The sequence below is a fragment of the Paenibacillus sp. FSL M7-1046 genome (assembly GCF_038007405.1).
Lineage (GTDB): Bacteria > Bacillota > Bacilli > Paenibacillales > Paenibacillaceae > Paenibacillus_AQ.
In genome coordinates this window covers 6,423,140-6,447,729 of record NZ_JBBOXB010000001.1, presented here as the reverse complement: position 1 = coordinate 6,447,729, position 24,590 = coordinate 6,423,140, and the positions used below count along the sequence as shown (strand labels likewise).

The window sequence follows — 24,590 nt, the reverse complement described above, 5'->3', positions numbered from 1 at the left end:
AGGAGGGCGAAAATGAAACGAGAGATCCAGCATGTACCCTATGGCTATGAACCACCGGCCAGCGAACGCAAAGGAACGCTAGTTTTCTATGATTCCTTTGAGCATATAAGTGATCAGGAGCTGGCTGAGGCAGCCCGGACGGCTACGGAACGCAAATTCACCAAGCTGGTGCTGTATCCGTTGCATGAAGAAACGGTAAGGCGGATGACGAAAGAGCCTGTACAGGCGTATTATAAGCGGGAAGACCGTTTGCATGAGTGGAGAAGAGAACAGGGACTTTCATTTATTACTGTGGAAACTCTGGAGGGAAAGCGGAAGAAATATACGCCGCTCGATTCTGCGCTCCGTCATATTAGCGAAGTGTATCCTTCGCCGTATTTCCTGTACCTGACACCGGAGATGGCTAATTTGTTTGCTTCTTATTCCTCCTTTGAGGAGTGGATCGTGAAGCTTCGGCTTATTCTGAGCGAAACTCCATCTACTGTTCATCCGAGGCTGGAGAAATTCCCCCATCGCTGGGATGTTGCGGGCGACGGAGAGAGGAAATAACCCGTGGCAGGAGTTGGCCAGCACATTCAATGCCAGTCTCAAGCAGCAGTGAAGACCCAGGTCATCATTGCTGCTTGTTTTGTTGTTGCCGGTCACAATGTCCGCTGCGGCTGCTGTCCTTACACGCTGTAAGCGTTACTGAGTGCTTCCCTGTTTGCGTCTATAGTTGTACATTCTCCACTGGTAATGGATAAAGCAGCCAATGCAGAATCCAAGAATAGCGACAGTTGCTGCGACCGCTACCAATGCGGTGAAGATATAAGCGGCAATATTCCAGCCTGCCAGAAAGCTGATCAGACCAGCGGCAAGACAGAAGACGGCTATGCTTTGGTTGAATTGCTGCTGCTCCCAATCTTCTTGCACATAAGCAGAGCGTTCTTTTTTGAGAAAATTCACCCCAGCCTTCATCACGGGATTGTATCCGAACAGTAAACCGGACAAGCCGGCGGCTAGGGGAATCGCAAGTATCCAATGTTGTCCTGTAAGCCAGGTTAATAGAACGGAGATCACGATAACTGCCTGGTTGGTTTTGACAAGTGGTCTGGGGATTCCTTTGGCTTTGATATCTTTGCCCATCTAATTCACACCTTTCGCATTGGAATTAATTAAATTATAGCGGATCCCTCTGCCACTAGCAATCAGAAAAGACTTATATAATCTCAAAATTTCCATCCTTTACGTTCGTGTAGGGAATGTCCATAGTCCTCATGGCTCAGTCGGTTCAACAGTTCAGCTCAGATGAATTATTCTTTGACTCCTTCAGCGTTGAAAGTTAAGCTATTTTTTGACTGCCAGTTTCCTTCTGCCAAAAAAAGAGACTTAAAAAAGTGATTTACAGCACCAAACCGAAAGAGTCATGAAGAATTCTGAAATCTGGTATGTTAAAGTGTAAATAGTTAACAACACAAGAAAGAAGGGCTGAATATGATCTATGTTGTGCTGGACGACCGAGGCTTTACCGGTACGTGACGGTCCGGATTATAAAGAATAGGCACTAAATTTGTAAGCTGATGCTAGCGGATGAAGTCTATGCGAACAGAAATTTTCGCTACTATAGGAATCAGGAGGATATTCAGTGGATGGCCCATATACTAGTGGTTGAAGATGAACAGCCGATCAGCGATTTGATTACCATGAACCTTAAGCTGGTCGGACACACGTATTCCAAAGTTTATACCGGTTCAGAGGTTTCTGGAATTCTAGAACAAGAGCGAACGGATCTTATTCTGCTTGATGTGATGCTTCCCGGTATGGACGGGTTTGAAGTGATGCAGCAGATTGCCCACTTGCGGATTCCGGTAATTCTGATTACGGCCAAAAATGCATTGGCAGACCGCATCAAAGGGTTCGAGTTAGGTGCGGATGATTATATTATAAAACCCTTTGAAATCCTTGAGCTGCTGGCCCGTATCAATGTCGTGCTGCGCAGGAACGAACAAACTGCCTCTGCTTTTATTTGCGATGAGGTGGAAGTCCGGTTTCCGGAACGTCAGGTCCGGGTAAATCAGTTGCCGGTGGATTTGACTACCCGGGAATTTGAGCTGCTCGAAGTGCTGATCCGCAACCGGAATATAGCCCTCTCGAGGGAAAAGCTGCTTGAATTGGCCTGGGGCTATGATTTTGCCGGCGACACCCGCACCGTGGATGTCCATATCCGTCAGCTGCGCAAAAAACTAGGCTGGGAAGAACGAATCAAAACCGTATTCAAGCTGGGCTACCGCCTGGAAGTTCAGGTCTAGCTATGCGGTTCTGGCATAAGATTCTCCTCTCCGTCCTCGTGCTCTTCATTGCAGCCCTCGATGTAAGTGTAATTATGGTGATGAAAAAAAGCTGGCAGCTGAACATGGACAGCGAGACCAAGCGGGCGGCCAGCGAGCAGCTGCTGATTGCCAATAATATATACGAGAATCTTGATTCTATCCTGGCACGGGGCATCACCCTCACCCCTGTCTTGCTGCTCAGTGTGGCTGAGTCATATGGTGAACACTACCGCACACAAGGAATTGGCTTGGAGCTGCGGGAGAACGGTCGGCTAATCTACCCGAATACGGGCGGAAAGGACGGTATGCAGGATCAACATACCATCCGGTTATCCATGCCGCTTCCTGCTCCTTACCAGCATATGGAGCTGGCCTATAAGCGCGACATCAGCGGGCTGTATGCCCAGCAGCAGGAGCTGAACCGCTTCTTTGTAATGATTAACTGGATTGTAGGTCCGGTGCTGGCGCTGCTGCTCTATCTCCTCATCCGCCAACTGACTAAGCCGCTCAAGCAGCTGTCGGAGACGACCAAGACAATCGCTGAGGGCAATTATTCGAACCGTGTGGAGCTGCACAGTAAGGACGAGTTCGGGGAGTTGGCCTTCAATTTCAACCGGATGGCTTCGGTGGTGGAGCAGCGGATGACTGATCTCTCCGACATGGCAGAGGATAAACAGCGGATGGTCGATAATCTTGCCCATGAACTGCGTACACCGCTGACCAGTATGCAGGGATTCGCTGAATTTCTCACTTCGGCGAACATTGGCCAGGAAGAACAGATAAAGGCAGGTCGCTATATTTGGAGTGAAACGATCAGGCTGAAGAATCTTGCCTTTAAGCTGCTCGATTTGTCCGTCCTCCGGCACCAGCCTCTGGTGCAGTCAGAGGTGGATGTTTCCGGACTGTTCGAGGCGGTAGTGCAGACGGAACAGCAAAAATTAACTGAGAACGGAATACTGTTGCAGATTGACAGCTCCATCCCCGCCGTGTGGGGAGATGCCGATCTGCTGGCATCCTTTCTGGTGAATTTAATCGAAAATGCCATTCATGCTTCAAAGCCAGGCTGCCAGATACGCTTGCTAGCCTATAATCAGAACGGGGAGGCTGTGCTGGAAGTGCGTGACAGCGGAAGCGGGATGACGGCGGAACAGAGCAAGCGTGCCTTCGAGCCGTTCTATCGGGCGGACCCTGCACGTTCACGGACCTATGGCAATGCCGGTCTCGGTCTCTCCTTGTGCCGGCAAATTGCCGAGGCGCATCAAGCCAGAGTTGAGCTGCAATCTGTTCTTGGTGAAGGGACAAGCATCCGCATCTTTTTACAACTCCATAACAACTGTCCTCCTACTCCATAACATCTTGGGATTAAGGTATAGACAGATTCAACATCTTTGATCCCAATGGAGGTAATACAATTGAGCAAGAACAAACTGCCCGCTACGTTAGCTGTTATCCTATTTTCAGGAGCCGTGCTCACTGTCAGCGCGACTCTCGTCCCCAGCTTTGTGAACTCAGCAGTCGTCGCCAAGAACAGCCCGGAAATTCAGGGTAGTGCCAAGCTGGCTTTAACCGGAAGCACCGTCCCTGTGCTGAAAGTGGAGGCACCGGCGCCGGTGTCCACTGTGAAAGAAGACCTGCTTAAGCAGATGACTGAGGCGCAAATCCAGCAGATCTATGACTTCATAGACAAGCCGGGCGATCCTCATAATTCAGGCCGGGAAATGACCGATTCAGAAGTGAACCGCAGACTGGTTCTGGATGACCAGTATGTGTATGATGGGCTCCGCCCCAAACAGCAGCTGCCGTTAAAGCCGGGGCAAGCAGAAGTGTATCTGGATTTGGAGACCAATACGTACACATACCCGGAGCGGAGTTTGACCGATGAAGAGCTGCTGCAGCTGATTGACTGGTCCTACCGGCTCAATTACATCTTGTCCAAACGGAATGTGACTGCGCCCCCCCTGCCGCAGGAATTCAGTAAGGCTGAAGCGCAGGCGCTGGCGGCTGAAAGTGTGCGCAAGCTGTTCGATGCCGATATTTCCAAGCTGCAGACGACAGTTATTCTAGATGAACTAAGACTGGACAAACATCCAACCTGGAGGGTTCATTGGTCTCCTTATAAGTCGCAAACCCTGCGAGGACAAGGCAAGGAATTTTGGGAATATCTCGTAATAATTGATGCGAAAACCGGGGTCGTGCTGGATACGACAGCAATTAATGTGGCGCTGAAAAGAACACCCATCGACAAAGCCGCCGCTAGCGCCATTCAAAAGGATGCCAGCTGGATTCACAAAGCTACCCAGGTCGTTACGGACAAGCAGGGAGAAACAAGAACCATTGTCAAAGCTTATCTGACCGATACCGAGGTTAACAACAAACGCGGGATGGTGGCAGTGAAACTGTTGTTGGAAGACGGAAGCAGCTATACAGCGGAATTCCGCTATCCGAATCAGGCCCTGCGCTGCCTTATCTATGAGGCTGCCGACAAGGCCGATTAAGCAGAAAACGTTTCAAAAAATCGAGTACAAAGTTCCAAATAACAAGAAAGCAAACTTTTCAGCCCTTTCGCTTCCCTGCAGGAAGCCGGAAGGGCATTATTCGTTCCGGGTGTCAGAAGAAAATAGAGTTTTATATAGATTGAACTAAAGTAATACATGAAACTATTTCTAAACCTAATCGTAGCATAGTGTAAATAAATTGCATTGAGGTGAAGTATGAAAGCTTTTGATTACTTAAGAAGAGCCTATTACAGGCTTAGTTATTATTATCAGAAATTTCAATTGATTGTAATGTCTTTTGTAGTTGTTGGAATAGTTGATTATTTTTTTATTTACGAGATTTTTGTTTCATTATCAGCATTATTTCCTGTTTTTATTTTAGAAATTTCTCCAGTCATTATTATCATTTTATCAATATTTATTATTCGAGGAATCGTTAAATTTATAAAGAAGATGAAAGAAAACAAACACTTACTATTTTTATTCTAACTAGAAATTATAGTTCAAACGCCAGATGAAGCTGGATTTGAAAAATTAGCAAGGTTATACATAGATATAGAGGGCTTTGACACGTTTTTAGAATTGATAAAGGAAATACAGTTAATTAAAGAAAATAACGATTGGTCTTACTTTGAAAGGATAGCTACAAATTTTGGGATTAAAGGATTAGCTACTGTTAAACTAAAAGAAATGGCTGGAGTAGCAATAAAGGTATCTATGGGTATGACTGGTTGAGTTAGCCGCGAACGATAGTTCAGTGAACTACGAGCAGCGACGTAACCGATCGGCTCATTGATGATTTGATCGTTGAACTAACGTAGAAATTATACCATCATAATTCCAAGAACAGGCTGCCGCGGATCCATACGGCAGCCTTTGCTAACTATTGAACAGAAGATAGGGTTCCAATATGGTGGTATTATAGTATTGGCAAAAACTAAAAATAGAAATTCAAAATGGAGCGATCTTAATGTTGATCCAATCATTTGAAGACGAAACACTTGAGCGAACCTTGTCCATATTTGTCGATGATATCCGAGCCATTCTTAATAGAAAGTTGCGAAGCATTTACCTTTACGGTTCGGCCATCCATAATGATTTATCCCCGGGATACGGGGATTTGGATTTTCTCGTCGTAATCGGAGAGGACCTTAGCCAAAATGAAATCGAACTTTTAAACAAACAAAGATCCATTTATAGATCATCCCTTCTTAGAAGATCTGTCGATAGACAGATCCCCAACCTCTACACCGATATGCTTGAGGGTGCCTTTCTTACGATTAGTATGCTGAGTGGGGAGAAGGGCAGCGGCTTGTGGTGGGGAACAAAGCGTGAATCCGTCTGGACGGAAAATCAATTAGACCTGTTCACCCTGTACACGATCAAGGAGCAGAGTATCTTGTTGTATGGTAAGTCCCATCTAGACAATGTGCCATCGTACTCGAGGGAAGAGTTCATTAGCTTTTTTAAAGAATATGCCAAGTGCATGCGGATGTTTGGCAAGGGAAATAGCCTACATTCCGTTGACTGGCTCCTGTTAGCTTCCAAATTTATAGCTTGGTGGCAGGAAGGTGTCATCCTGTCTAAAAGCCAAGCAGCAGATTGGGGGCTTTTACATCTTAGTGGCGGATGGAAAGAGAATTTGAAGCGATGCAAGAAGCTAAGGAAGGATCCATCCATGGTAACATGTCTAGAGTATTCCGAATGGCTGAGTAATTTGGAGCCAGCCATTATAGAAGCATCACATGATCTGGACAGAGCTCTCGAAACAACTAAGGGGGGGTTATCGGAATAGTTGCTCATCTGACGGGTGTCTACAGCGAAGAAGCTGCAACGTTGGGGGGGCTTACTGAAGTAAAGGGCAGTCTTGTTGAAGAAGGTATACCATTGTAATATAGTATTTTAACAAAACAATGAGATATTGGAGGTCATTATGGAATTCAAAACTGCAAATGTAAACCATCTTCCTGCAATTGTCCGTTTATTAGCGGATGATGAATTGGGGGCTACCCGTGAGCGTTTTGAACACCCACTGCCAAAAGCATACATTGATGCTTTTGCAAAGATTGAACAGCAGATTGGTAATTCCATAATCGTTGCTTTGGATAACAACGAAGTTATTGGTTGTCTTCAGCTTACAATTATTCCTGGGATTGCAAGATTAGGAACGACACGTGCTCAAATTGAGGGTGTTCGTATTGACAGTGATTATCGTGGCACAGGAGTTGGAGAGTCCTTATTTCGTTATGCTATTAATGAGGCTAGAGCAATGGGTTGCGGGATGATTCAACTGACAACTGACAAAAAACGTAAAGATGCCCATCGGTTCTATGAACGACTTGGATTTGTTGCTAGTCATGATGGTATGAAACTTTTACTAAGTAATTAGTCATTGAACTATCGGGAAACGATAACTCAAAAAGACATGAGGGCATATAACGGTGATTCATCGTTTTAGTTATAATCTTGCCTATGCAATTACGTTTATGGTTTCCATGGTGCCCTTATTTATTTTGTCGCATTATTATATGAAATATATCGATCAAGGTGCATTAATACTAGCTCGAAAAGTTGAAAAAAAGATGACCGCATGACCAATAAAAGCGTAGTGTTGAAACCAGCAACTCTGCGCTTTTTTTGTGCAAATTACCTAATTATGTATGGTTTATGGAGAGTTAATGAACATTAATTAATAGATAAAATGGGGGCAAATATGGATAAGGTATTACATAAGATAGCCAATTTGATTAGCGGTGAGGTTAAAAGAGTCACTATTGGGATTTCGGGTCATGGTGCATCTGGAAAGACAACGTTTGCCCATGATTTTTTAAAGCTTCTCGGACATGATGATGTGAATTATATTAATACTGACCCCTATATTATCAGCTCTCATCTTAGGAAATACACTTTTATCGACTATGAATATAACAATGAACATCATCATGATAAAATGACTGCTTGTCACCCTGCTGCTCATAATATATTCGCTTTAGAAAGAGACATTCATATGTTAAGAGATGGTTTAGATTTTTATACAATAGGCACGGATTATACAAAGAGCACGTTAATATCTTCACGAAACAAAATAAATATTGTGGAAGGCATGAGTGTTGCCTTTACAGACCCGAATTTGTATGACCTGAAAGTTTACTTATATACGGATGGAGAAACCGAGTTGATGAGAAGGAGTATACGTGATGTTTCTGAAAGAGGAACAGATACTAATTATTTAAGAAAATCTCATGAAGAGCGTAGAATTCAATATGATTTATTTATGCATCCGTATCATCAAAAATTTGATATAGTTTTAAAAAACTCCAATGAAGAGTATATTCTTGAAAAAAGCTGTTTTAATTAAAATGGTGAAATAAAGACAAATCGGAAATTGAGATTATAAGGTGTTACGAGTTCTGAAAAACATCAATAGTAGATGCTTTGCAGTTAAAATCGCGTGCAATGGAGATCTCTGTCCTTGAACAGCAAGATACGATTCATATTAGGGTAAAGGACAATGGAATCGGTAGCGATTCATTCATATATGGGTTTGGTCTGAAAACGATGGAAGAAAGAATTGAGGCCATCGGAGGTCAATTGAATGTGCAAAGTGAGCCTATGAAGGGATTTGCACTCCATGTCCGGATGCCTGTTGCAAAGGGGGACGGTTAATGGATAGCGGTCGCAAAATCAGCGTCATGCTTGTGGATGATCATAAAATTATGCTTGAAGGTCTGGAAACTTTGCTTTCGATAAGATCGGAGATAGAGATCGTTGGGACGGCCCAAACCGGCGAAGAAGCGCTCTCCGGAAATTTGCTGCTTACTGGTAAAGTGGCAAAAAAGCTTGCTCTCACGATCCGCAATAAGAACAGGGGGTTTGAAAAAGCAGGTAAGGAACTTGAGCTAACGCAAAAAGAACTTGACCTTGCAAGGCTGCTTATTGAAGGATACAACTCAAAGGAAATTGCCGGAAAATTATTTTTGACTCAGGGAACGGTAAAGAACTATTTAAGTGACATTTATTCCAAGATCGGTACCAATGACCGGGCTAAAGCAGTCCTGTTATTAAAAAGATATTTATCAACATGAGAGAGTAGTGTTAGGAACTGGATTAGTGACTCTGCTTTGAATACAGGTTAAAAATTCTGACCAGGTGGCTTTATCCTGGTCAGTTTTTTTCATTTTCAAGCTTCTTCAATTTGATCTGCAGTTCCTTATCTAGTTAGAGCGGTGATTTTCAATAGGCACCGTAAAGTTTAATTTTAAAATAATTTCACGTTGACATTTAGGCCTCTTCCGTGGTTTTATTATGTAGACCGATTGTTATAAAAGTAAAAGGAAGTGTAGCGCTTGTCGAACAAGCACAATGCACGGGAGGCGATTGTGGACACCGCTTCAAGGTTGTTTTTTACCCAAGGTTACCATGCTACCGGGCTAAGTCAGATCATCAAAGACAGTGAATCACCGAAGGGATCGCTATATTATTATTTTCCCCGTGGGAAAGAGGAGCTGGCCTTGACCTGCATTAACCGGACCAGTGAGATCGTCGCTAAGCAGCTGCGTCATTATGTGGAAAATGGCAAAAGTGCGGCAATCGCGATTCAGGATTTCATTCTGGGAATGGCTGCTGATGCTGAGAACTCAACCTTTAAAGGCGTTGTTCCGTTCAGCTTCTGGTTGTCTGTAGAAACCTCCTGCGTCAGCGAGGAGCTGCGGACGGCATGCCAAGCCGTATTCAACGACTGGCAGGACGTTGTCATGCAACAGCTGCTTGCTGAAGGCACAGAACAACAAATGGCAGCCGATAAGGCTTCCGTTGTAATCTCTTTGTTTGAAGGGGCACTGCTCCAGACATTGACGTACCGCAATACACAGCCGCTGCTTGCAGCTGCTAGAGCTATACCTGCCATACTGGATTGACAAGAAAGAATATAGAGAGAAAACTATACATTTTCAGGAGGATACAAGAGTGGAAGCAACGATGCAAGGAAAGAAGCAAACCCCAGAAAGAAAGTTCAAGACAATTCCGATCCTCGTCTCCTTATTGCTCGCCGGATTTATCGGCATGTTCAGTGAGACTGCGTTGAACGTGGCATTGACGGATTTAATGCAGGTTCTGAATATCACACCTACAACGGCCCAATGGCTGACAACAGCTTACTTGCTGACACTCGGAATTCTCGTTCCGATCTCAGGCCTGCTGCTGCAATGGTTCACAACAAGACAGCTGTTTATCGCTGCAGTAAGTTTCTCAATTCTGGGAACCTTCCTGGCTGCCATTTCGCCAAGTTTTGAGTTTCTGCTCACGGCACGCGTCGTTCAAGCGATGGGAACTGCACTGCTCCTGCCGCTGATGTTCAATACGATTCTGCTCATCATCCCAGCCGAGAAAAGAGGGGGCGCGATGGGACTGATTGGACTCGTGATCATGGTTGCTCCTGCAATCGGCCCAACCATTGCCGGACTATTGATTGAGAGCTTAAGCTGGCACTGGATTTTCTGGCTGTCGCTGCCGTTCCTGGTAGCTGCACTGATTTTCGGAATTCTGTTTATGCAGAACGTTTCTGAAGTGACGAAGCCGAAAATTGATGCCCTTTCCATTCTGCTGTCTTCGTTAGGTTTTGGAGGCATTGTCTACGGATTCAGCAGTGCCGGTGAAGAAGCGGGCTGGGGAAGCCCGAAAGTAATTATTGCCATTGCTATCGGTGTAGTAGCACTCGTGCTGTTCGCTGTTCGCCAATTAACGATGAAGCAGCCGATGATTAATCTGCGTGCATTCAAATATCCTATGTTTACAGTCGGCGTGCTTATGGTCTTCATCTGTATGATGGTTATCCTTTCATCCATGCTGATTCTTCCGATGTATCTGCAGCAAGGCCAAGGTTATACTGCCTTTAAAGCAGGTCTGCTCCTGCTTCCAGGCGGAATTATCAATGGTCTGATGTCGCCGATTATGGGACGCTTGTTCGATAAATATGGACCTAAATGGCTCGTGATTCCAGGGTTGGTCATTGTAGCGGTATCCCTGTGGTTCTTCTCCAGCATCACTCCAACATCCACCGTTGTGTTCGTTATCGTGCTTCATAGTGCGCTGATGATCGGGATTTCGATGATTATGATGCCTGCCCAGACGAACGGGATTAACCAGCTGCCGCTGCAATATTATCCCGATGGAACTGCCATTATGAATACACTGCAGCAGGTAGCCGGTGCAATCGGTACTGCCTTGGCAGTCAGCATCATGACCGCTGGCTCGAAGAGCTTCATGAAGACCGTAACTAATCCAGCCGATCCTATCAATATTGTTCCGGCATTTACACATGGGGTCCAGAACGCCTTTATCTTCGGAATGATTATGGCTATTGTTGGACTGGTTGTCGCCTTCTTCCTGAAACGTGTCATTGTACAGCACAAAGCACAAGGCATGATGCACTAATAAGAACATTTGCAGTTTTAGAAGCACATCCGCAATGCGGGTGTGCTTTTTCCATATACTGGACGGTGTTTGTGAAATAATGTATAGTATACATAGAATAACGATGTATTAAGAAGCGGTGTTCAGACTTTGGCCTAATTGAATCCTGAAGGGAGTGTTAACAAAATGAAAGTCAGTAAAGAAATGCTGAAGGGCAGCACAGGGACGTTGATTCTAACGCTGCTGCTGGACAAGCCGCAGTACGGATATGAGCTGATCAAGGAGCTGGAGCAACGTTCCGAAGGTGTGTTTTCCTTAAAAGAAGGCACACTGTATCCCATTCTCCATGCGATGGAAAGTGAGCGCTGGGTAGAGTCTTACTGGGTAGAGGTTGAGGGGCGGAAGCGCAAATATTACCGGATATTGAAGGAAGGCGCGGAGAAGCTGAAGGAGAAACAGTCCGAGTGGCGTTTATTTAAAAAAGCGGTGGATACTGTACTTGGGGAGGGTGGAGTATAGTGGAATCGAAAAGTGGGCTGGAGCAGTATTTGGACAACGTATGCGGTGAAGTCAAAGCCAAGAAAATGCATGCCGAGATCCGCAGCGAGCTTAGCAGCCATTTGGAGGATCTGATGATTGAGCATGAAAGTCTTGGTGCATCCCAAGCAGAAGCAGAAGTTTTGGCGATTGCGCAAATGGGTGATCCGAAAGCTGTGGGAAAGGATCTGCATCATATTCATAAACCAAGGACTCCATGGGGTTTGCTGGGAGCTCTGCTGTTGTTCTCTGCGATTGGATTGCTTGGGATGGGTTCTGTGGATGCCAACCCGCTGGAGACCAGAATTCATGAAAGCTTGCTGTATAGACAGTCAGTCTTTATGCTATTGGGGATAATGTTGATGACCTTGCTCTACTTTTGTGATTTTCGCAGGCTTCAAAAGCTGTCCTGGCTGCTGTACATCTTTTCAATAGCAGGGATAGTCGCGAGTTTGAAATGGGGCCTCTATGTGAACGGGAGCCGGACTTATTTTTTGGCTTTTGGGGGAATCGTGATCAACCTGGTCTCCTATAGTCCATATATTGTGCTGGTTGCGCTGGCAGGCATCTTCTCAAAATTTAAAGCGGATGGCAAGCTGGGAACTAAGCGGAATTTGCTCCCGGAGTTATTTATTCTCCTTGGACCGGCGGCGGCCTACATCATTGCTGGCCCCATACCTGTGTTGTTGCTGTATTTGGTCTGTTCTCTGATATTGTATACCTGGCTTTCCGGGGTCTGGTTGCGTTCGACGTTGATCGGTGGTTTTTTTCTAGCGGCAGGCCTCCGGTATGCGTGGAATAATCAACAGATGAGAGACCGGATTCTGGGTGCAATCAATTACAATATCAATCCGGAGTCCAGTGGTTTTGTCTATAAGACCCTGAATGAGGTTATTGCATCAGCAGGCTGGAGCGGACATGGCTTCGGTGCTGAATTCGAGAGGCTGCCCTATGCATATTCAGAGATGCTTCCTGCTTATCTGGTATACTGCTTCGGCTGGGGCGGCGGGCTGGTGCTGCTGGGTATAACTCTTTGGTTTTTAATCAAGCTCTTCTCTTCAATTCAGGCAGTGAAAGATTATTATGGCAAGAGTGTTATTATGGCTCTATCACTCATACTTGCTATGGGACTGTTCTATGGTCTGCTGGTGCTAAGCGGCAAAATGATTCTGACCAGCATTCCATTTCCGTTCATGAGCTATGGCGGCCATGTTCTCATTGAATATGTGGCGCTTGGACTGCTTATGGGCATCTACCGGCGCAAGGATATCACACCTGCTGAACATGAATCACGTACTATAAGGGGGGAATTATGACACAGCAGAGCCAATTCGGTTCACATTGGAATAGAAAGATCCTGCTAAGCTTATCCATTCTTCTGGGTACGGCGGAAGGATACTCAGCATTCGTAGCTAAGCCTGCTTACGCCGCTGGTACACAGCAATCCGCAGCCGTGTACAAACAGTTCCAGACATATGTACAGCAGTCATCTACACTCGCTAAGGCGCGCAGCTATCTCATCAATCATATTGACGAAGCCGGGCTCTGGTATGCTACCCAAATGACTTTGCAGTTAGAAAATGCGCAGAAGGCCGAGCTGCCGAAATATACGAAAAAATTGGATCCGGAAGCGGTCCGTCAGGCGATTGACGCAGCGGTTCGGAAAAACGGACTTACCTATACCTCCTTGCTAAACAACATTAAAGATTCCAAGATACGTACAGTACTAATTGAAGGACGAGATAAAGGGTATAAAATCAGAACCAGTGAAGGCATGTACTATCCGGTAATGAATTATGAAAGCTATAAGGCGTTCAAGCCTCATATTAAAACTGATATAGGAACATATATAGATATGATGGCAGCAGAATCGAACAAGCCTAGTCTCAAGGAAGCTTCAATTATAATTAGCTGGAATGAGCTTTTGGCCAGGACACTTGCAATGGAAGATTTCGTTAACAGGTATCCGCTCTCTGACAGGCTTGAAGCGGTCAAACTTGCACTGTGGAGTAAAAAAGTAAATCTGTTCATTGGCTCCGGCAATACACCAGCGTATGATTATATGAAGGAAGGTGCTCCGGTTATTATTAACTCTGAGCTCCGGCAAGCTTATGAAGCTGCAATACTGACCGGCAATGGAGACAGCGAACTTCTCAGGGCCTTAGAGGAGCTGCTTGCACTGCTGGACCGCAATAACAATGAGTTTACTCCTGATGTTCAAAAGTATATCAATACGTACTTGGACCCGAACTAGGGGAAGGAAGGAGCTTTATCTTAATTATGAAGCAGCATAGGACAGGCAAAAGGCTGACGGCGATCATGCTCTTGCTGATCTTGGGGATGACCTCAGGCAACACCGAAAGCTCTGCAACAGCGGCAGGTGAACCCGGACAGAAGGCGGGCGCATCAGCACAGCAAGTTATCACTCAGAAGAAGAATAACCTGCCCAATGGTTTTGTTTATCTGGATGAGATCATTCCAACCGCACAATATGAAATTCGTTATTATAGCGCTAATAATTTTACCGGTACACGGGTTGACGGGTACAAAGCTCCTCTGGCGATCTTCTCAAAAACGGCGGCGACGGCATTGAAGAAGGTTAGTGACGATTTGGAGCGAAAAGGATACATTCTTAGAATATATGATGCTTACCGCCCGCAAAAAGCAGTTAATCATTTTGTCCGCTGGTCGCAGGATGCCGGAGACATTAAGATGAAGCTGCAGTATTATCCTAAGCTGGACAAACAGAATCTGTTCAAGCTTGGTTTTATCGCCAAAAAGTCGGGACATTCCAGAGGCAGCACGATTGATTTGTCTCTCGCCGACAAAAAAACGGGTGCCCTGGTCGATATGGGCAGCCCGTATGATTTTTTCGGCGAGATCTCCTATTATAATACTTCACTGGTCAGCGCCAAGCAGCATGCCAACCGCAAGCTTTTGAAAGATGCTATGGCGAAGCATGGGTTTAAGCCGTACAGTAAAGAGTGGTGGCATTTTACGCTGATTAAAGAGCCTTTTCCGAAACAGTACTTTACCTTTAATGTAGAATAACAAGCAGTTGCACGTACCATAAGAAGGGGCTCTCCCAAGTAGTCATTTCATGGGACAGCCCCTTCTTGGATACTCAAGCGGGTGAACACATTCACAGTCAGACGGCATTCATCCGTAGTTTGCTTTTCAGCTCCGGGTAGATACGGCCATACAGCTTCCGCCGCAGCGCCGAATGAAACGCGGCCAGAACAAGGGGCACTACGATCAGTTCGGCGGGCGCAAGCTACAAAACGGGATGGTTCACGAAAAATCCGAAAATGCTACGCAAAGCCTCCAAAGCCATGACTGTTTCACAAATCCGCCCTGCGTTTTCTCGGCATTCGGTTCATGTTGGCGTTCAGCGGCATTTTTCCCAGCAGTTCGGAGGCAACGATCCCCAGCAGCACTAGCGCTGCCCCGGTATAGCCTTGCATGGACAACTGTTCCCCGGCAAACCAGTAGCCGAAAAAGGCAGCAAACACAGGTTCAAGGGAGAAGATCAGGCCTGTACGTGTGGGGGTAGTGTATTTCTGGGCTACCGGCTGTAAGATAAAGCCGCAGGCGCTGCAGAGAATGCCAAGTGCAAGAATGGCAATCCAGCCTGGCATGGAAGACGGCAATGACGGTGTCTCGAAGATAGCAGACAGCACAAGGGCGTACCCACCGGCAAAACCCAACTGCAAAATGCCGATATTCAAGGAGTCGCAGGTTTTTACCGCTTTGCCGGTGACAAGGATTTGTACAGCATAAAATACTGCTGACAGGATGCACAGCAGGTCACCCGGCTGCACATGCAGCGAGGAATTTAAGGTCAGGAGCCCGATCCCCGAAATGGCCAGCACAGCGCCAAAAATCTGCGGGGGAGCGACTCTTTTTCTGAAAACAAGCACATCGATCAGTGGGACAAAAACAACGGTCAAAGCGACCAGGAATCCGGCATTGGAGGTTGTAGTCGTTTTCAGTCCGAAGGTGATGCAGGTGAATACGCCCAGCAGCAGGAATCCGAGCAGTGCTCCATATTTCAAGGTTCTAAGGTCTATTCTGCGTAGACGCTTGTGAAACAAAATGGCTGCCAGCACAAAAGCAAGGCCGAAACGCAGTGCAATCAGATTAAATTCCCCCAGTGTATCCAGTCCCATCTTCATGAAGATGTAGGAGGAACCCCAGAACATCGTTACTACAATGAGCATTAGCTCAGCCTTAAGCGGCTTCATCTCGTCATCATCCTTCTTTACGTCAAGTGATTATAGTATAATATGGGATATTACATAAGGTAACTGAATGTTTATCATAGGAAGCATGAGGAAAATTCATGTAAGTTAAGAAGGGGGCCAGAGTCCTTGAGCATCACTAAATATGAGGTGTTTCTGAAGGTTGTGGAGCTGGGCAGCCTGACCAAAGCCGCTGATGCTCTGGGCTTTACCCAGTCCGGAATCAGTCATACCATCAGCAGCCTGGAGATGGAATTCGGCTTTTCACTGCTGGTAAGAAACCGCTCGGGTGTCAAATTAACGGTCAACGGTGAGCAGGTGGTGCAGCCTATCCGTGAGATTCTGAAATGGAATGAGCAGTTAAAGCAACAGGTTGCCGACATTCACGGGCTGGAAACGGGAACGATTACGATTGGCACGTTTACCAGTGTGTCTGTGCATTGGCTGCCGGGGATGATTAAGGAGTTCCGCAAGGAATACCCTTATATTGAATTCAAGCTGATGGAGGGCGGCTATCTGGAGATTGAGCAGTGGATTGAAGCTGGAGTCGTCGACTGCGGTTTTATTTCACTCCCCACCCGGGATAAATTTGAGGTGTTTCCCCTGAAACAGGACCGGATGCTGGCCATCCTCTCCCAAGACCATCCCTTGAGCAAAGCACCATATATGCCGCTTGCGCAAATTGCCTATGAGGATTTTATTATCCAGAAGGCCGGATCAGATTATGATGCCAGGCGTGTATTTGAGCGGGCGGGAATCCAGCCGAATATCAAATTCACAGCCGGAGATGATTATGCCATCATTGCAATGGTGGAAAATGGTCTCGGCATCAGTGTTCTCCCTGAAATGGTCATCTCGCGCCAGAATCATAATGTAGCTATGCTGGAGCTGGAGGAGCGCAGTTTTCGTTCGCTTGGTATTGCCGTTCATTCTATGAAGTATGCATCACCGGCAACCCGGCGTTTTTTGAAGCATGTACAGGTTTGGCTGAAAGATTATTCGGAGTAACTCAATTGGCTGGAGGTTGAAATGGAAGCAAACTTTGATAGACTGCGCACGCAAGCAATGAACATTGTCGCAATTCCCCAGCATTACCGTTTGGTGATGGAAGACAGCACGCCAACGCGGGATGCGGTCAATCGCTCTTTTATCTGGGAAGACCCGGAGAACAAGGAATGGACCCTTGAAGTCTCTCTGGATTTGGCTACCGGTTGTCTGGTGGACTTGAATGTGGATATGGAACCTAATGAGGAAACCAATGACAGGGCAGATCCCAAGGGCATGGGGGAGGAAGCGAGGGGAATCGCAGATGCCTTTGTGGGCAAGCATGCGCCGGACGCGGCTGGTTTGACTTGGATTCATACGGATGACAGCAGAAGGCGAATTACGTACAGAGAAGAAGTCGGTGGCCTGCCTCTCCCGGACACAGGTTGTGAGGTGACGCTGGATCAAGGGCTGGGCATTATCCGTTACCGTCATCATCCTAAATCAGCTCCAACACCGGAATGGCCTGCCGGCCTCGTTAACGAGGGTACAGTAAAAGAACAATTGCTGTGTCACACCCATATGGAGCTGCAAATCACAGCATTATCTCCTTCCATCTACGATGTGCCCGGTACAGAAGATGAGTATCAGATGGTTTATAATCCGGCTCCGCTTATGCGATTTATTGATGCTGTAAGCGGAAGGGACTGCTTCGGACCTGAACATTACGCTTTGCCATCAATTCATTCGCTCAAAGTCGATGAAGGGCCGGCAGAAACCGCGGGAAGTGGGCCGGAAGAAGCTAAAACGGGTGCAAACCGCAGCATTGCTGACTGGGAGCAGCTGTTTGGCATAAACCCGGAGCTATACGAGCTTGAGAAGTCTTCAGACGATGGCGAACGTATTATGTTGCAGTACAGGCATATAGATGAACTGGAAGATGAACCTGAGCAAGCAGCACTCTCTGTAGACGGATATATGAAGTATAGGTGGGGAGACAAGCTCAGGAATCTGGAATCTCCGTTTAAGCTGCAGATCGAAAAGACGACAGGAACCTTGCTCCGTTTTCAACGGAATGACCCGGGAAAGGAGCAGCCGCTTTCTCCCCTGAACCGGCAGCAATGCTGGGTTAAAGCGGAAGGGTTTCTGCGTGAGGTGTTCCCTGACTATGCTTCCTATCTGCAGCTGGAAGTTGATAAGGATGACCTGGAGGATGAACCCCGCAGCCGTGAGTTTTTCTTTTTGCCTGTCTACATGGGGGACATCCCGGTTAACGGAGAGCGGGTAACGATTAGTATCAGCACAGCAACCGGGAATACTTGCCTTTTTTCCGGCGTTTCTTACGAGATGCTCCAACAGTTGGCTGAGCACAGGCTTGCCCCGCTTCTAACACCCGAGGTAGCCTTAGAAATCTATAAGCGATATATGGATGTCAAGCTTAGATGGATTAAGGATTCTAATGCGGAGCGGCCGGTATACCGGCTGATTTACGAACTTGTTACTATTTCACGTTCTGAGCCTTCTAGTGAATTCGTCAACCGTAAATTGCGATACATTGATGCCCGAAGCAGCGAACCGATTTGGGAAAAGTACTAAAGGGAAAGGAATTTCAGGTTGACGAATGTGAAATGGCATGAAAGAATGTACGCGTGTACATTAAGCGGTTACAAAGATATTAGTCACGGAACTCGTCGTTCGTGCTTCATCGAAGAAAAGTGAACCAAAGGAGGAAGAAGATGAAACAGCTTCGCATCGGAATGATCGGCTACAAGTTTATGGGTAAAGCCCACAGCAATGCCTACCGCAGCCTTCCTATGTTTTTTCCGCAGGCACTGAAACCGGAGATGTCTGTCATATGCGGGAGGAGTACCGCTGCGGTGCAAGAAGCAGCTTTACAGCTTGGCTGGTCTGATAGTGTGACCGACTGGAAAGAGCTCATCTCCCGGGAGGATATTGACCTCATTGATATCAACGCGCCCAGCAATGCCCATAAGGAAATTGCTCTGGCAGCAGCCAAAGCAGGCAAGCATATTTTCTGCGAAAAGCCGCTGGCGCTGAATCTTGCGGATTCCCGTGAGATGCTGGAGGCTGCGACGGATGCGGGCATCATTCATATGGTCGGCTTCAATTACCGGTTCTCACCAGCAGTCAGGCTGGCGAAGCGGCTGATAGAGAGCGGAAGGCTCGGGAAGATCTATCATTTCCGTGCCTGGTTTCTGCAGGACTGGATTATCGATCCGGATTTCCCGCTGGTGTGGAGACTGCAGAAGGATATTGCCGGTTCCGGCTCGCATGGCGATCTTGGAGCACACTTAATTGATCTTGCCCATTTTCTGGTCGGAGATATGCAGGAAGTAATCGGAATGAGCGAGACCTTTATCAAAGAGCGTCCGCTAGCCGCTGAGATGACTGGCCTAAGTGCGAAGGCAAGCAAATATGCCCCCAGAGGAGAAGTGACTGTTGACGATGCGACACTGTTTCTGGCCCGGTTTGTAAGTGGTGCTTTGGGCAGCTTTGAAGCTACTCGTTTTGCTGCGGGTCACCGCTCGACCAATTCTTTTGAGATTAACGGCAGTCTGGGCAGTGTGAAATTCGATTTCGAACGGATGAATGAGCTGGAGGTGTACCTGAGCTCGGACGACGAGGATGTACAGGGCTTCCGGCGTGTGCTTGCCACCGATCCGGCCCATGATTACGCCGAAGCCTGGTGGCCGCCGGGCCATACCATCGGATTCGAGCATACGTTTATCCACGAGATGCTGGAACTCTCTTCTGCCATTGCGGAAGGACGCCAGCCGGAGCCAAACTTCCATGACGGAGTAAAATGTCAGGCTGTTCTGGAAGCTGTTGAACGCTCCATTGAACAGAGACGCTGGGTGGAGATATCCGAAATGTAAATATCAATAAATCATAATTATAGATGAAGGAAAGCTAAATATGATCTTCCTGCCCATGAAACAGCACCGTTCGCTTCCCGGGAACGGTGCTGTTTTACGTGTTATGGCGGAGTACAGAACTATTTGCGCGCCCCGGAAGGAGTAATCCCTTTGTATTGCTTGTAGAGTTTGGTGAAATAATTAGGGTTGTCGCAGCCCACCTTGCCGGCAATTTCCGTCACGGTCAAATCCGACTCCAGCAGCAGACGTTTAGCTTCATGGATCCGGCTTAAGTTCACATAGTCGATAAAGGTGCGTCCGGTCAGCTTTTTGAAGGTTTTGCAGAAATGATAAGGATTCAGATTGACAAACTTTGCAGCCCATTCAATAGTGATCTTCTCATCAAAATGAGCTTCCAGATACTCCAGCAGCGGTTTAAATCGTTCGCGGTTAATGGAATGGCGCTCGCTCTGATGCCTCTCTGACAATTGCTGCGGCGGAAAGCTGCGCGACAGCAGGGTGAAGAACAAATGTAATTGGTTCTTCACAACCAGTTGAAAAGCAGGGCCTTTACTGCGCACCTCGGCAATGATGGCTTGCAGCAGGGGATAATAACAGGAGCAAGCCGGGTTCAGATCGGCGGGCTTGACCGGAAACTGAAACCGGTTATTCAGATAGGGGGCTACGAATTGCTCATGCTGGGAGTCCTGGTTTCTGTCTTTGAACAGGGAAGCATGGAACACGATGGATACGTAAGAAATATCTCCGCTGTATAAACTGTAACCGACGTGCAAACCGCCTGAAGGAACAATAATCACATCACCCGGTCCGACTTCATAAGGTTTGCTGTCTACATGAAAGATCGCATGGCCTTCCTGCATCACAATGATTTCGAAATGCTCATGCCAATGCAAGAAAAGGATATTCTGTTCCACTTTAGCCTCCCGGCACTCATTAAAAAAAAGGCGGAACGGATAGGTTTTCTCTTCGAGCTGCGGGTATTCCTTAAGCTCCTTCGGATAAGTCATGACTTCTTTCAACTCCCCCAATATTGAGCTATATTAACACAAGATAAGACGAGAACTCACACCAAATGAGCTATATACTTGATTTGCTGAACTTACTATAAACCAATATTGGAGTGGTACACAAGATGGAAGATACAATGAGAATCGGAACACTGGTTGGTGGGGGAGATGCTGTAAGAGTGATTCCTCAAATAATTGGACACGGATTTGAATCCTTTAGTCTTACCTTTTGGCAGACCACCGGAGAGACGAATCTGACAGAAACTGCGGCGCGTGTGCGGGAACTGGCTGCAGAGCATGATTTTGTCATCTCCTCCGTCGGCATATTCGGCAACCCGCTTACCGGTGCCGGCGATAATGCGGATACCCTGGCCAGCTGGGAACGTTTGATTGATCATGCCCATCTCTTCGGCACCGATATGGTATCCGGTTTCACAGGACGTCTGACAGGACAGTCAATAGATGAATCAATACCTAAATTCACGCAGGTCTTCGGGGAACTTTCCAAGAGAGCGGCTGACCGGGGGGTGCGAATTGCATTTGAGAACTGCTCGATGGGCGGCAATTGGGACTCCGGAGACTGGAATATTGCGCATAATCCTACAGCCTGGGAAAAGATGTTCAACGCGGTTCCGGCAGATAACCTCGGTTTGGAGTGGGAGCCCTGCCACCAGATGGTCGCGCTGATTGATCCGCTCCCGCAGCTGCGCAAGTGGACGGATAAAATATTCCATGTCCATGGGAAGGATGCTACAATCGCCTGGGACATTGTCAAGGAATACGGCATTCATGGTCCGAAGCCTTATGTATGGCACCGGACCCCGGGTTTTGGAGACACGAACTGGGCTGATGTGATCACGGTTTTGCGCCAAGCCGGTTACAAAGGTACCATCGACATTGAAGGCTGGCATGACCCGGTATATCGTGATGAGCTGGAGATGACCGGACAAGTTCATGCCCTGAACTATTTGAAACACTGCCGCGGAGGCAGCTTTATACCCAATCCGGTCTAATACAGAAAGCGGGGAATTACCATGACAGCAAAATACCGTGTAGCGATTGCCGGTTGCGGAGGAATGGCCAATGAATGGATCAGCTATGCGTTGAAACGCCCGGAGGTCGAAATTGTTGCCCTTGTAGATATCAAGCTGGAGTCGGCACAGGCTATGGCCGGGAAATATGGGCTTTCCACTCCGGCCTTTACGGAGATACGGCAGGCAATTATAGAAACGGGTGCCAACCTTGTGTTTGACGTCACGGTTCCGTCCAGTCATTATTCTGTCGCCAGTACATCACTTGAACTGGAATGTGACGTGTTCAGCGAGAAGCCCTTGGCTGAAACGATGGAGGAGTGCAATGAGATTGTTGCGTTGTCGGAACGCACCGGACGAACACATGCTGTCATGCAGAACCGCAGGTACGATCCGCGCATCCGCTCGCTGCGCGGGCTAGTCGAAGCAGGTACGGTCGGCCGGACGGGTTATATCGGAGCGAGTTTCTTCCTCGCCCCCCATTTTGGCGGTTTCCGCGAGGTGATGAGCAGTCCGCTCTTGCTGGATATGGCCATCCATACCTTCGATCAGGCCCGTTTTATCAGCGGAGCTGATCCGGTTACAGTGTACTGCCAGGAATTTAATCCACCCGGCTCCTGGTATGAAGGCCAAGCTGCCGCTATTTGCATCTTCGAAATGTCGGATGGCTCTGTATTTTGCTACCAAGGGTCCTGGTGTGCAGAAGGTGCACCCACCTCTTGGGAAGCGTCGTGGCGGATTCAGGGGGAGAAAGGGGTTATTCTCTGGGATGGTGTAGGCATGCCTTATGCTGAAGTAATCGCAGGTGGTGACCAGTCCGGCAAGTTCATCCGTGACTATGAGCAGGTAGAAGCACAGGCCGTTTCGATGGATGAGACCTTCCATCATGGCTGTCTGGAAGAGATGTTCCGGTCGCTCTCCGAGCAGCGTCCTGCTGAAACAGACTGCAGGGATAACCGCTACAGCATGGCGATGGTATTCGGCGCCCTTGAGAGTGCCAAGACCGGCCGCAAGCTTGAAATTGCTGAGGTCATGAACCATTCTGCAAAGCATATGCAGCTTGGGTAGAAGCAGGTGGCATAGCTGGGCGCACCTGAATACGCCTGCTGTGGTCGCACAAGTGTTCACGTAAATAAAGCAGCCGTATCCGCAGACATGTCTGCAGATACGGCTGCTTTTTGTTTACGAGTAAAGATTACATCCTAGAAGCCTTTGTATTGTGGCTCCTCTTGTTCAAGTTCGGTTACACGGCCTTCAACCTGCTGCACAATTTGCTGCGTCTGTTCCGCTGCGCTTGTGAATAAGGTTTTGGCCTGCTGGTTTTGAGTCTCCATCGCGAATTGCTCCAGACTCGCTTGCGCGCTTTTCAGCGATGACAGGCAAGTCTTCACTTGTGAGGATACAGTCATTAGATATTGCCTCCTTCTAGTTAGATAGCAAACTGAACGAGTCATAGTATCCACAGGTCAAGATGCAGAAATACAGGAAATAATTTCTAAATCGAAGCATTGGTCTTTTGGATTAAACAAGAAATTATTTCTTGATTAGGTCTGCGCCCTTTAACAAATAATGAGCATGTTGACATGCGGTGATTCTAAACTTAGGAGGTAGTAATCATGCCGGAATGGCTTGAGGTGATTTGGCGGACAGTTTTCGCGGTGGTTGTGCTCTTCTTTTTGACAAAGCTGCTGGGGAAGAGACAAGTTTCGCAGCTGTCTTTTTTTGAATATATCACTGGAATTACAGTAGGTAGCTTGGCGGCTTACATATCCCTCGATACGGATAAAACATGGCATTTGGGATTAATTGCGCTGATCGTCTGGGTGGCGTTCTCTCTTGGTATCGAGTTTCTGCAAATCAAGAGCAAGAAGGCCAGGGATTTCATTGACTTCAAGTCAACCGTGCTGATCAAAGACGGTAAAATTCTGGAAGAAAATATGAAAAAAGAGCGTTTAACAACTGACGAATTGCTGGAGGAGCTGCGGAAGAAGGATGTCTTCAAATTGGCAGATGTCGAATTTGCGATCATGGAATCGGATGGAGCGATTAACGTCCTGCTTACCCGGGAGAATCAGGCGCTGACACCAAAAGATATGGGCATTAAAGTGGCCCCAGAGAAGGAATCTCAAGCCGTCATTATGGACGGCAAGATCTTGGACGAACCATTGGACACGCTGAATCTGTCCCGTGGCTGGCTGCAGGGCCAGCTAGAAAAGCAGGGTTTAACCGCTGAAAATGTATTCCTCGGCCAGGTGGATTCCTATGGCGAACTTACCGTGGATCTATATGCGGACAAGGTGCAGGTGCCAAAGCCGCAGGATAAACCCCAGCTATACGCGCTGCTGAAGAAATGTGAAGCCGATCTGGAACTGTTCAGCCTTTCCTCCAACAATAAGGAAGCCAAACAGATGTACGAAGAGAGCTCCGGCAAGCTGCAGACACTGCTGCAAAGTTTGAAACCCTATATTCAAAGCTGAATAGTTTAAGTCCATATAGCCCTACAAGACGAGCAGGCCAACAAAAACGAATGTTTTTTGTTGGCTTTTCATATGCTCAGCAATGTACACCGAGGGTGATTATCCCAGTGTTCAATATTTCACATAAATGTAATAATGAGGGGTGAAAATGACTGTACAATTCTCAATAAATACTTATGATTGAGATTAGGCTGACCACTG

At 47.1% G+C, this 24,590-nt stretch carries 27 protein-coding genes; 23 read left to right on the top strand and 4 right to left on the bottom strand.

Annotated elements, in window-relative coordinates:
* Positions 1-12 precede the first annotated feature (12 nt).
* Entirely contained in the window at positions 13-549 is a 537-nt protein-coding gene (locus NYE29_RS28655) for a hypothetical protein (RefSeq protein ID WP_340898526.1), read from the top strand.
* A 135-nt stretch (positions 550-684) separates the two neighbouring features.
* On the opposite strand, the gene NYE29_RS28650 is transcribed toward NYE29_RS28655, so the two are convergent.
* On the bottom strand, positions 685-1,125 hold the full coding sequence (locus tag NYE29_RS28650; RefSeq protein ID WP_340898525.1) for a DUF4395 domain-containing protein: 441 nt from the start codon (positions 1,123-1,125) through the stop codon (positions 685-687).
* A gap of 503 nt (positions 1,126-1,628) precedes the next feature.
* On the opposite strand from NYE29_RS28650, the gene NYE29_RS28645 reads away from it, so the two are divergent.
* From NYE29_RS28645 to NYE29_RS28575, 16 genes are all read left to right on the top strand, one after another.
* Positions 1,629-2,288 (top strand): response regulator transcription factor, encoded by a 660-nt coding sequence (locus NYE29_RS28645; RefSeq protein ID WP_340898524.1) that lies wholly within the window; start codon positions 1,629-1,631, stop codon positions 2,286-2,288.
* Between the two features lie 2 nt (positions 2,289-2,290).
* A complete protein-coding gene (locus tag NYE29_RS28640) occupies positions 2,291-3,661 on the top strand; it encodes a HAMP domain-containing sensor histidine kinase (protein ID WP_340898522.1) in 1,371 nt (456 codons plus the stop codon).
* A 60-nt stretch (positions 3,662-3,721) separates the two neighbouring features.
* On the top strand, positions 3,722-4,804 hold the full coding sequence (locus tag NYE29_RS28635) for a hypothetical protein (protein ID WP_340898520.1): 1,083 nt from the start codon (positions 3,722-3,724) through the stop codon (positions 4,802-4,804).
* Between the two features lie 216 nt (positions 4,805-5,020).
* Entirely contained in the window at positions 5,021-5,293 is a 273-nt protein-coding gene (locus NYE29_RS28630; RefSeq protein WP_340898519.1) for a hypothetical protein, read from the top strand.
* 93 nt (positions 5,294-5,386) lie between these two features.
* Positions 5,387-5,539 carry a hypothetical protein gene (locus NYE29_RS28625; protein WP_340898517.1) on the top strand — a complete coding sequence of 51 codons (153 nt, stop codon included), beginning with the start codon at positions 5,387-5,389 and terminating at the stop codon, positions 5,537-5,539.
* A 235-nt stretch (positions 5,540-5,774) separates the two neighbouring features.
* Positions 5,775-6,599, top strand: a complete 825-nt coding sequence (locus tag NYE29_RS28620; RefSeq protein WP_340898516.1) for a nucleotidyltransferase domain-containing protein — start codon at positions 5,775-5,777, stop codon at positions 6,597-6,599.
* Between the two features lie 138 nt (positions 6,600-6,737).
* Positions 6,738-7,193 carry a GNAT family N-acetyltransferase gene (locus NYE29_RS28615; RefSeq protein ID WP_076109275.1) on the top strand — a complete coding sequence of 152 codons (456 nt, stop codon included), beginning with the start codon at positions 6,738-6,740 and terminating at the stop codon, positions 7,191-7,193.
* Positions 7,194-7,517: 324 nt separating this feature from the next.
* A complete protein-coding gene (locus tag NYE29_RS28610) occupies positions 7,518-8,162 on the top strand; it encodes a uridine kinase family protein (RefSeq protein WP_340898515.1) in 645 nt (214 codons plus the stop codon).
* Between the two features lie 98 nt (positions 8,163-8,260).
* Positions 8,261-8,470, top strand: coding sequence for an ATP-binding protein (locus tag NYE29_RS34680; protein ID WP_445322224.1), 210 nt, complete (start codon positions 8,261-8,263; stop codon positions 8,468-8,470).
* Positions 8,470-8,889 (top strand): response regulator transcription factor, encoded by a 420-nt coding sequence (locus tag NYE29_RS28605; RefSeq protein ID WP_340898514.1) that lies wholly within the window; start codon positions 8,470-8,472, stop codon positions 8,887-8,889. The genes NYE29_RS34680 and NYE29_RS28605 overlap by 1 nt, the downstream gene beginning before the upstream one ends.
* A gap of 261 nt (positions 8,890-9,150) precedes the next feature.
* Positions 9,151-9,720, top strand: a complete 570-nt coding sequence (locus tag NYE29_RS28600) for a TetR/AcrR family transcriptional regulator (protein ID WP_340898513.1) — start codon at positions 9,151-9,153, stop codon at positions 9,718-9,720.
* 61 nt (positions 9,721-9,781) lie between these two features.
* Positions 9,782-11,236 (top strand): DHA2 family efflux MFS transporter permease subunit, encoded by a 1,455-nt coding sequence (locus tag NYE29_RS28595; protein ID WP_038599661.1) that lies wholly within the window; start codon positions 9,782-9,784, stop codon positions 11,234-11,236.
* A 165-nt stretch (positions 11,237-11,401) separates the two neighbouring features.
* A complete protein-coding gene (locus NYE29_RS28590; RefSeq protein WP_076109277.1) occupies positions 11,402-11,734 on the top strand; it encodes a PadR family transcriptional regulator in 333 nt (110 codons plus the stop codon).
* Entirely contained in the window at positions 11,734-13,068 is a 1,335-nt protein-coding gene (locus tag NYE29_RS28585; protein WP_340898511.1) for an FtsW/RodA/SpoVE family cell cycle protein, read from the top strand. The genes NYE29_RS28590 and NYE29_RS28585 overlap by 1 nt, the downstream gene beginning before the upstream one ends.
* The gene (locus NYE29_RS28580; RefSeq protein WP_340898510.1) at positions 13,065-14,006 is read left to right on the top strand and encodes a hypothetical protein; all 942 of its coding nucleotides are present in this window, start codon (positions 13,065-13,067) and stop codon (positions 14,004-14,006) included. Before NYE29_RS28585 ends, NYE29_RS28580 begins: the two co-directional genes overlap by 4 nt.
* 26 nt (positions 14,007-14,032) lie before the next feature.
* Positions 14,033-14,803, top strand: coding sequence for a M15 family metallopeptidase (locus NYE29_RS28575; protein ID WP_340898508.1), 771 nt, complete (start codon positions 14,033-14,035; stop codon positions 14,801-14,803).
* Positions 14,804-15,093: 290 nt separating this feature from the next.
* Here NYE29_RS28575 and NYE29_RS28570 read toward each other — a convergent pair whose 3' ends face one another.
* Positions 15,094-15,996, bottom strand: a complete 903-nt coding sequence (locus NYE29_RS28570) for a DMT family transporter (protein ID WP_340898507.1) — start codon at positions 15,994-15,996, stop codon at positions 15,094-15,096.
* 126 nt (positions 15,997-16,122) lie between these two features.
* Here NYE29_RS28570 and NYE29_RS28565 point away from each other — a divergent pair, with 126 nt between their 5' ends.
* From NYE29_RS28565 to NYE29_RS28555, 3 genes are all read left to right on the top strand, one after another.
* A complete protein-coding gene (locus NYE29_RS28565; protein ID WP_340898506.1) occupies positions 16,123-17,001 on the top strand; it encodes a LysR family transcriptional regulator in 879 nt (292 codons plus the stop codon).
* A gap of 21 nt (positions 17,002-17,022) precedes the next feature.
* Complete coding sequence (locus tag NYE29_RS28560; RefSeq protein WP_340898505.1) at positions 17,023-18,573, top strand: YcdB/YcdC domain-containing protein; 1,551 nt, start codon at positions 17,023-17,025, stop codon at positions 18,571-18,573.
* Between the two features lie 140 nt (positions 18,574-18,713).
* Complete coding sequence (locus NYE29_RS28555) at positions 18,714-19,874, top strand: Gfo/Idh/MocA family protein (protein ID WP_340898504.1); 1,161 nt, start codon at positions 18,714-18,716, stop codon at positions 19,872-19,874.
* A 119-nt stretch (positions 19,875-19,993) separates the two neighbouring features.
* Here NYE29_RS28555 and NYE29_RS28550 read toward each other — a convergent pair whose 3' ends face one another.
* On the bottom strand, positions 19,994-20,881 hold the full coding sequence (locus NYE29_RS28550; protein WP_340898503.1) for a helix-turn-helix transcriptional regulator: 888 nt from the start codon (positions 20,879-20,881) through the stop codon (positions 19,994-19,996).
* Positions 20,882-21,006: 125 nt separating this feature from the next.
* Between NYE29_RS28550 and NYE29_RS28545 the strand changes: the two genes are divergently transcribed.
* Positions 21,007-21,894: a sugar phosphate isomerase/epimerase family protein gene (locus NYE29_RS28545; RefSeq protein WP_340898502.1), complete on the top strand. Its 888-nt coding sequence runs from the start codon at positions 21,007-21,009 to the stop codon at positions 21,892-21,894.
* 21 nt (positions 21,895-21,915) lie between these two features.
* Complete coding sequence (locus NYE29_RS28540) at positions 21,916-22,980, top strand: Gfo/Idh/MocA family protein (protein ID WP_340898501.1); 1,065 nt, start codon at positions 21,916-21,918, stop codon at positions 22,978-22,980.
* A 134-nt stretch (positions 22,981-23,114) separates the two neighbouring features.
* Here the strand turns inward: NYE29_RS28540 and NYE29_RS28535 are convergent, their stop codons facing one another.
* Positions 23,115-23,321: a DUF1657 domain-containing protein gene (locus NYE29_RS28535; protein ID WP_038591399.1), complete on the bottom strand. Its 207-nt coding sequence runs from the start codon at positions 23,319-23,321 to the stop codon at positions 23,115-23,117.
* A 207-nt stretch (positions 23,322-23,528) separates the two neighbouring features.
* Here NYE29_RS28535 and NYE29_RS28530 point away from each other — a divergent pair, with 207 nt between their 5' ends.
* Complete coding sequence (locus NYE29_RS28530) at positions 23,529-24,389, top strand: DUF421 domain-containing protein (protein ID WP_340898499.1); 861 nt, start codon at positions 23,529-23,531, stop codon at positions 24,387-24,389.
* Positions 24,390-24,590 lie beyond the last annotated feature (201 nt).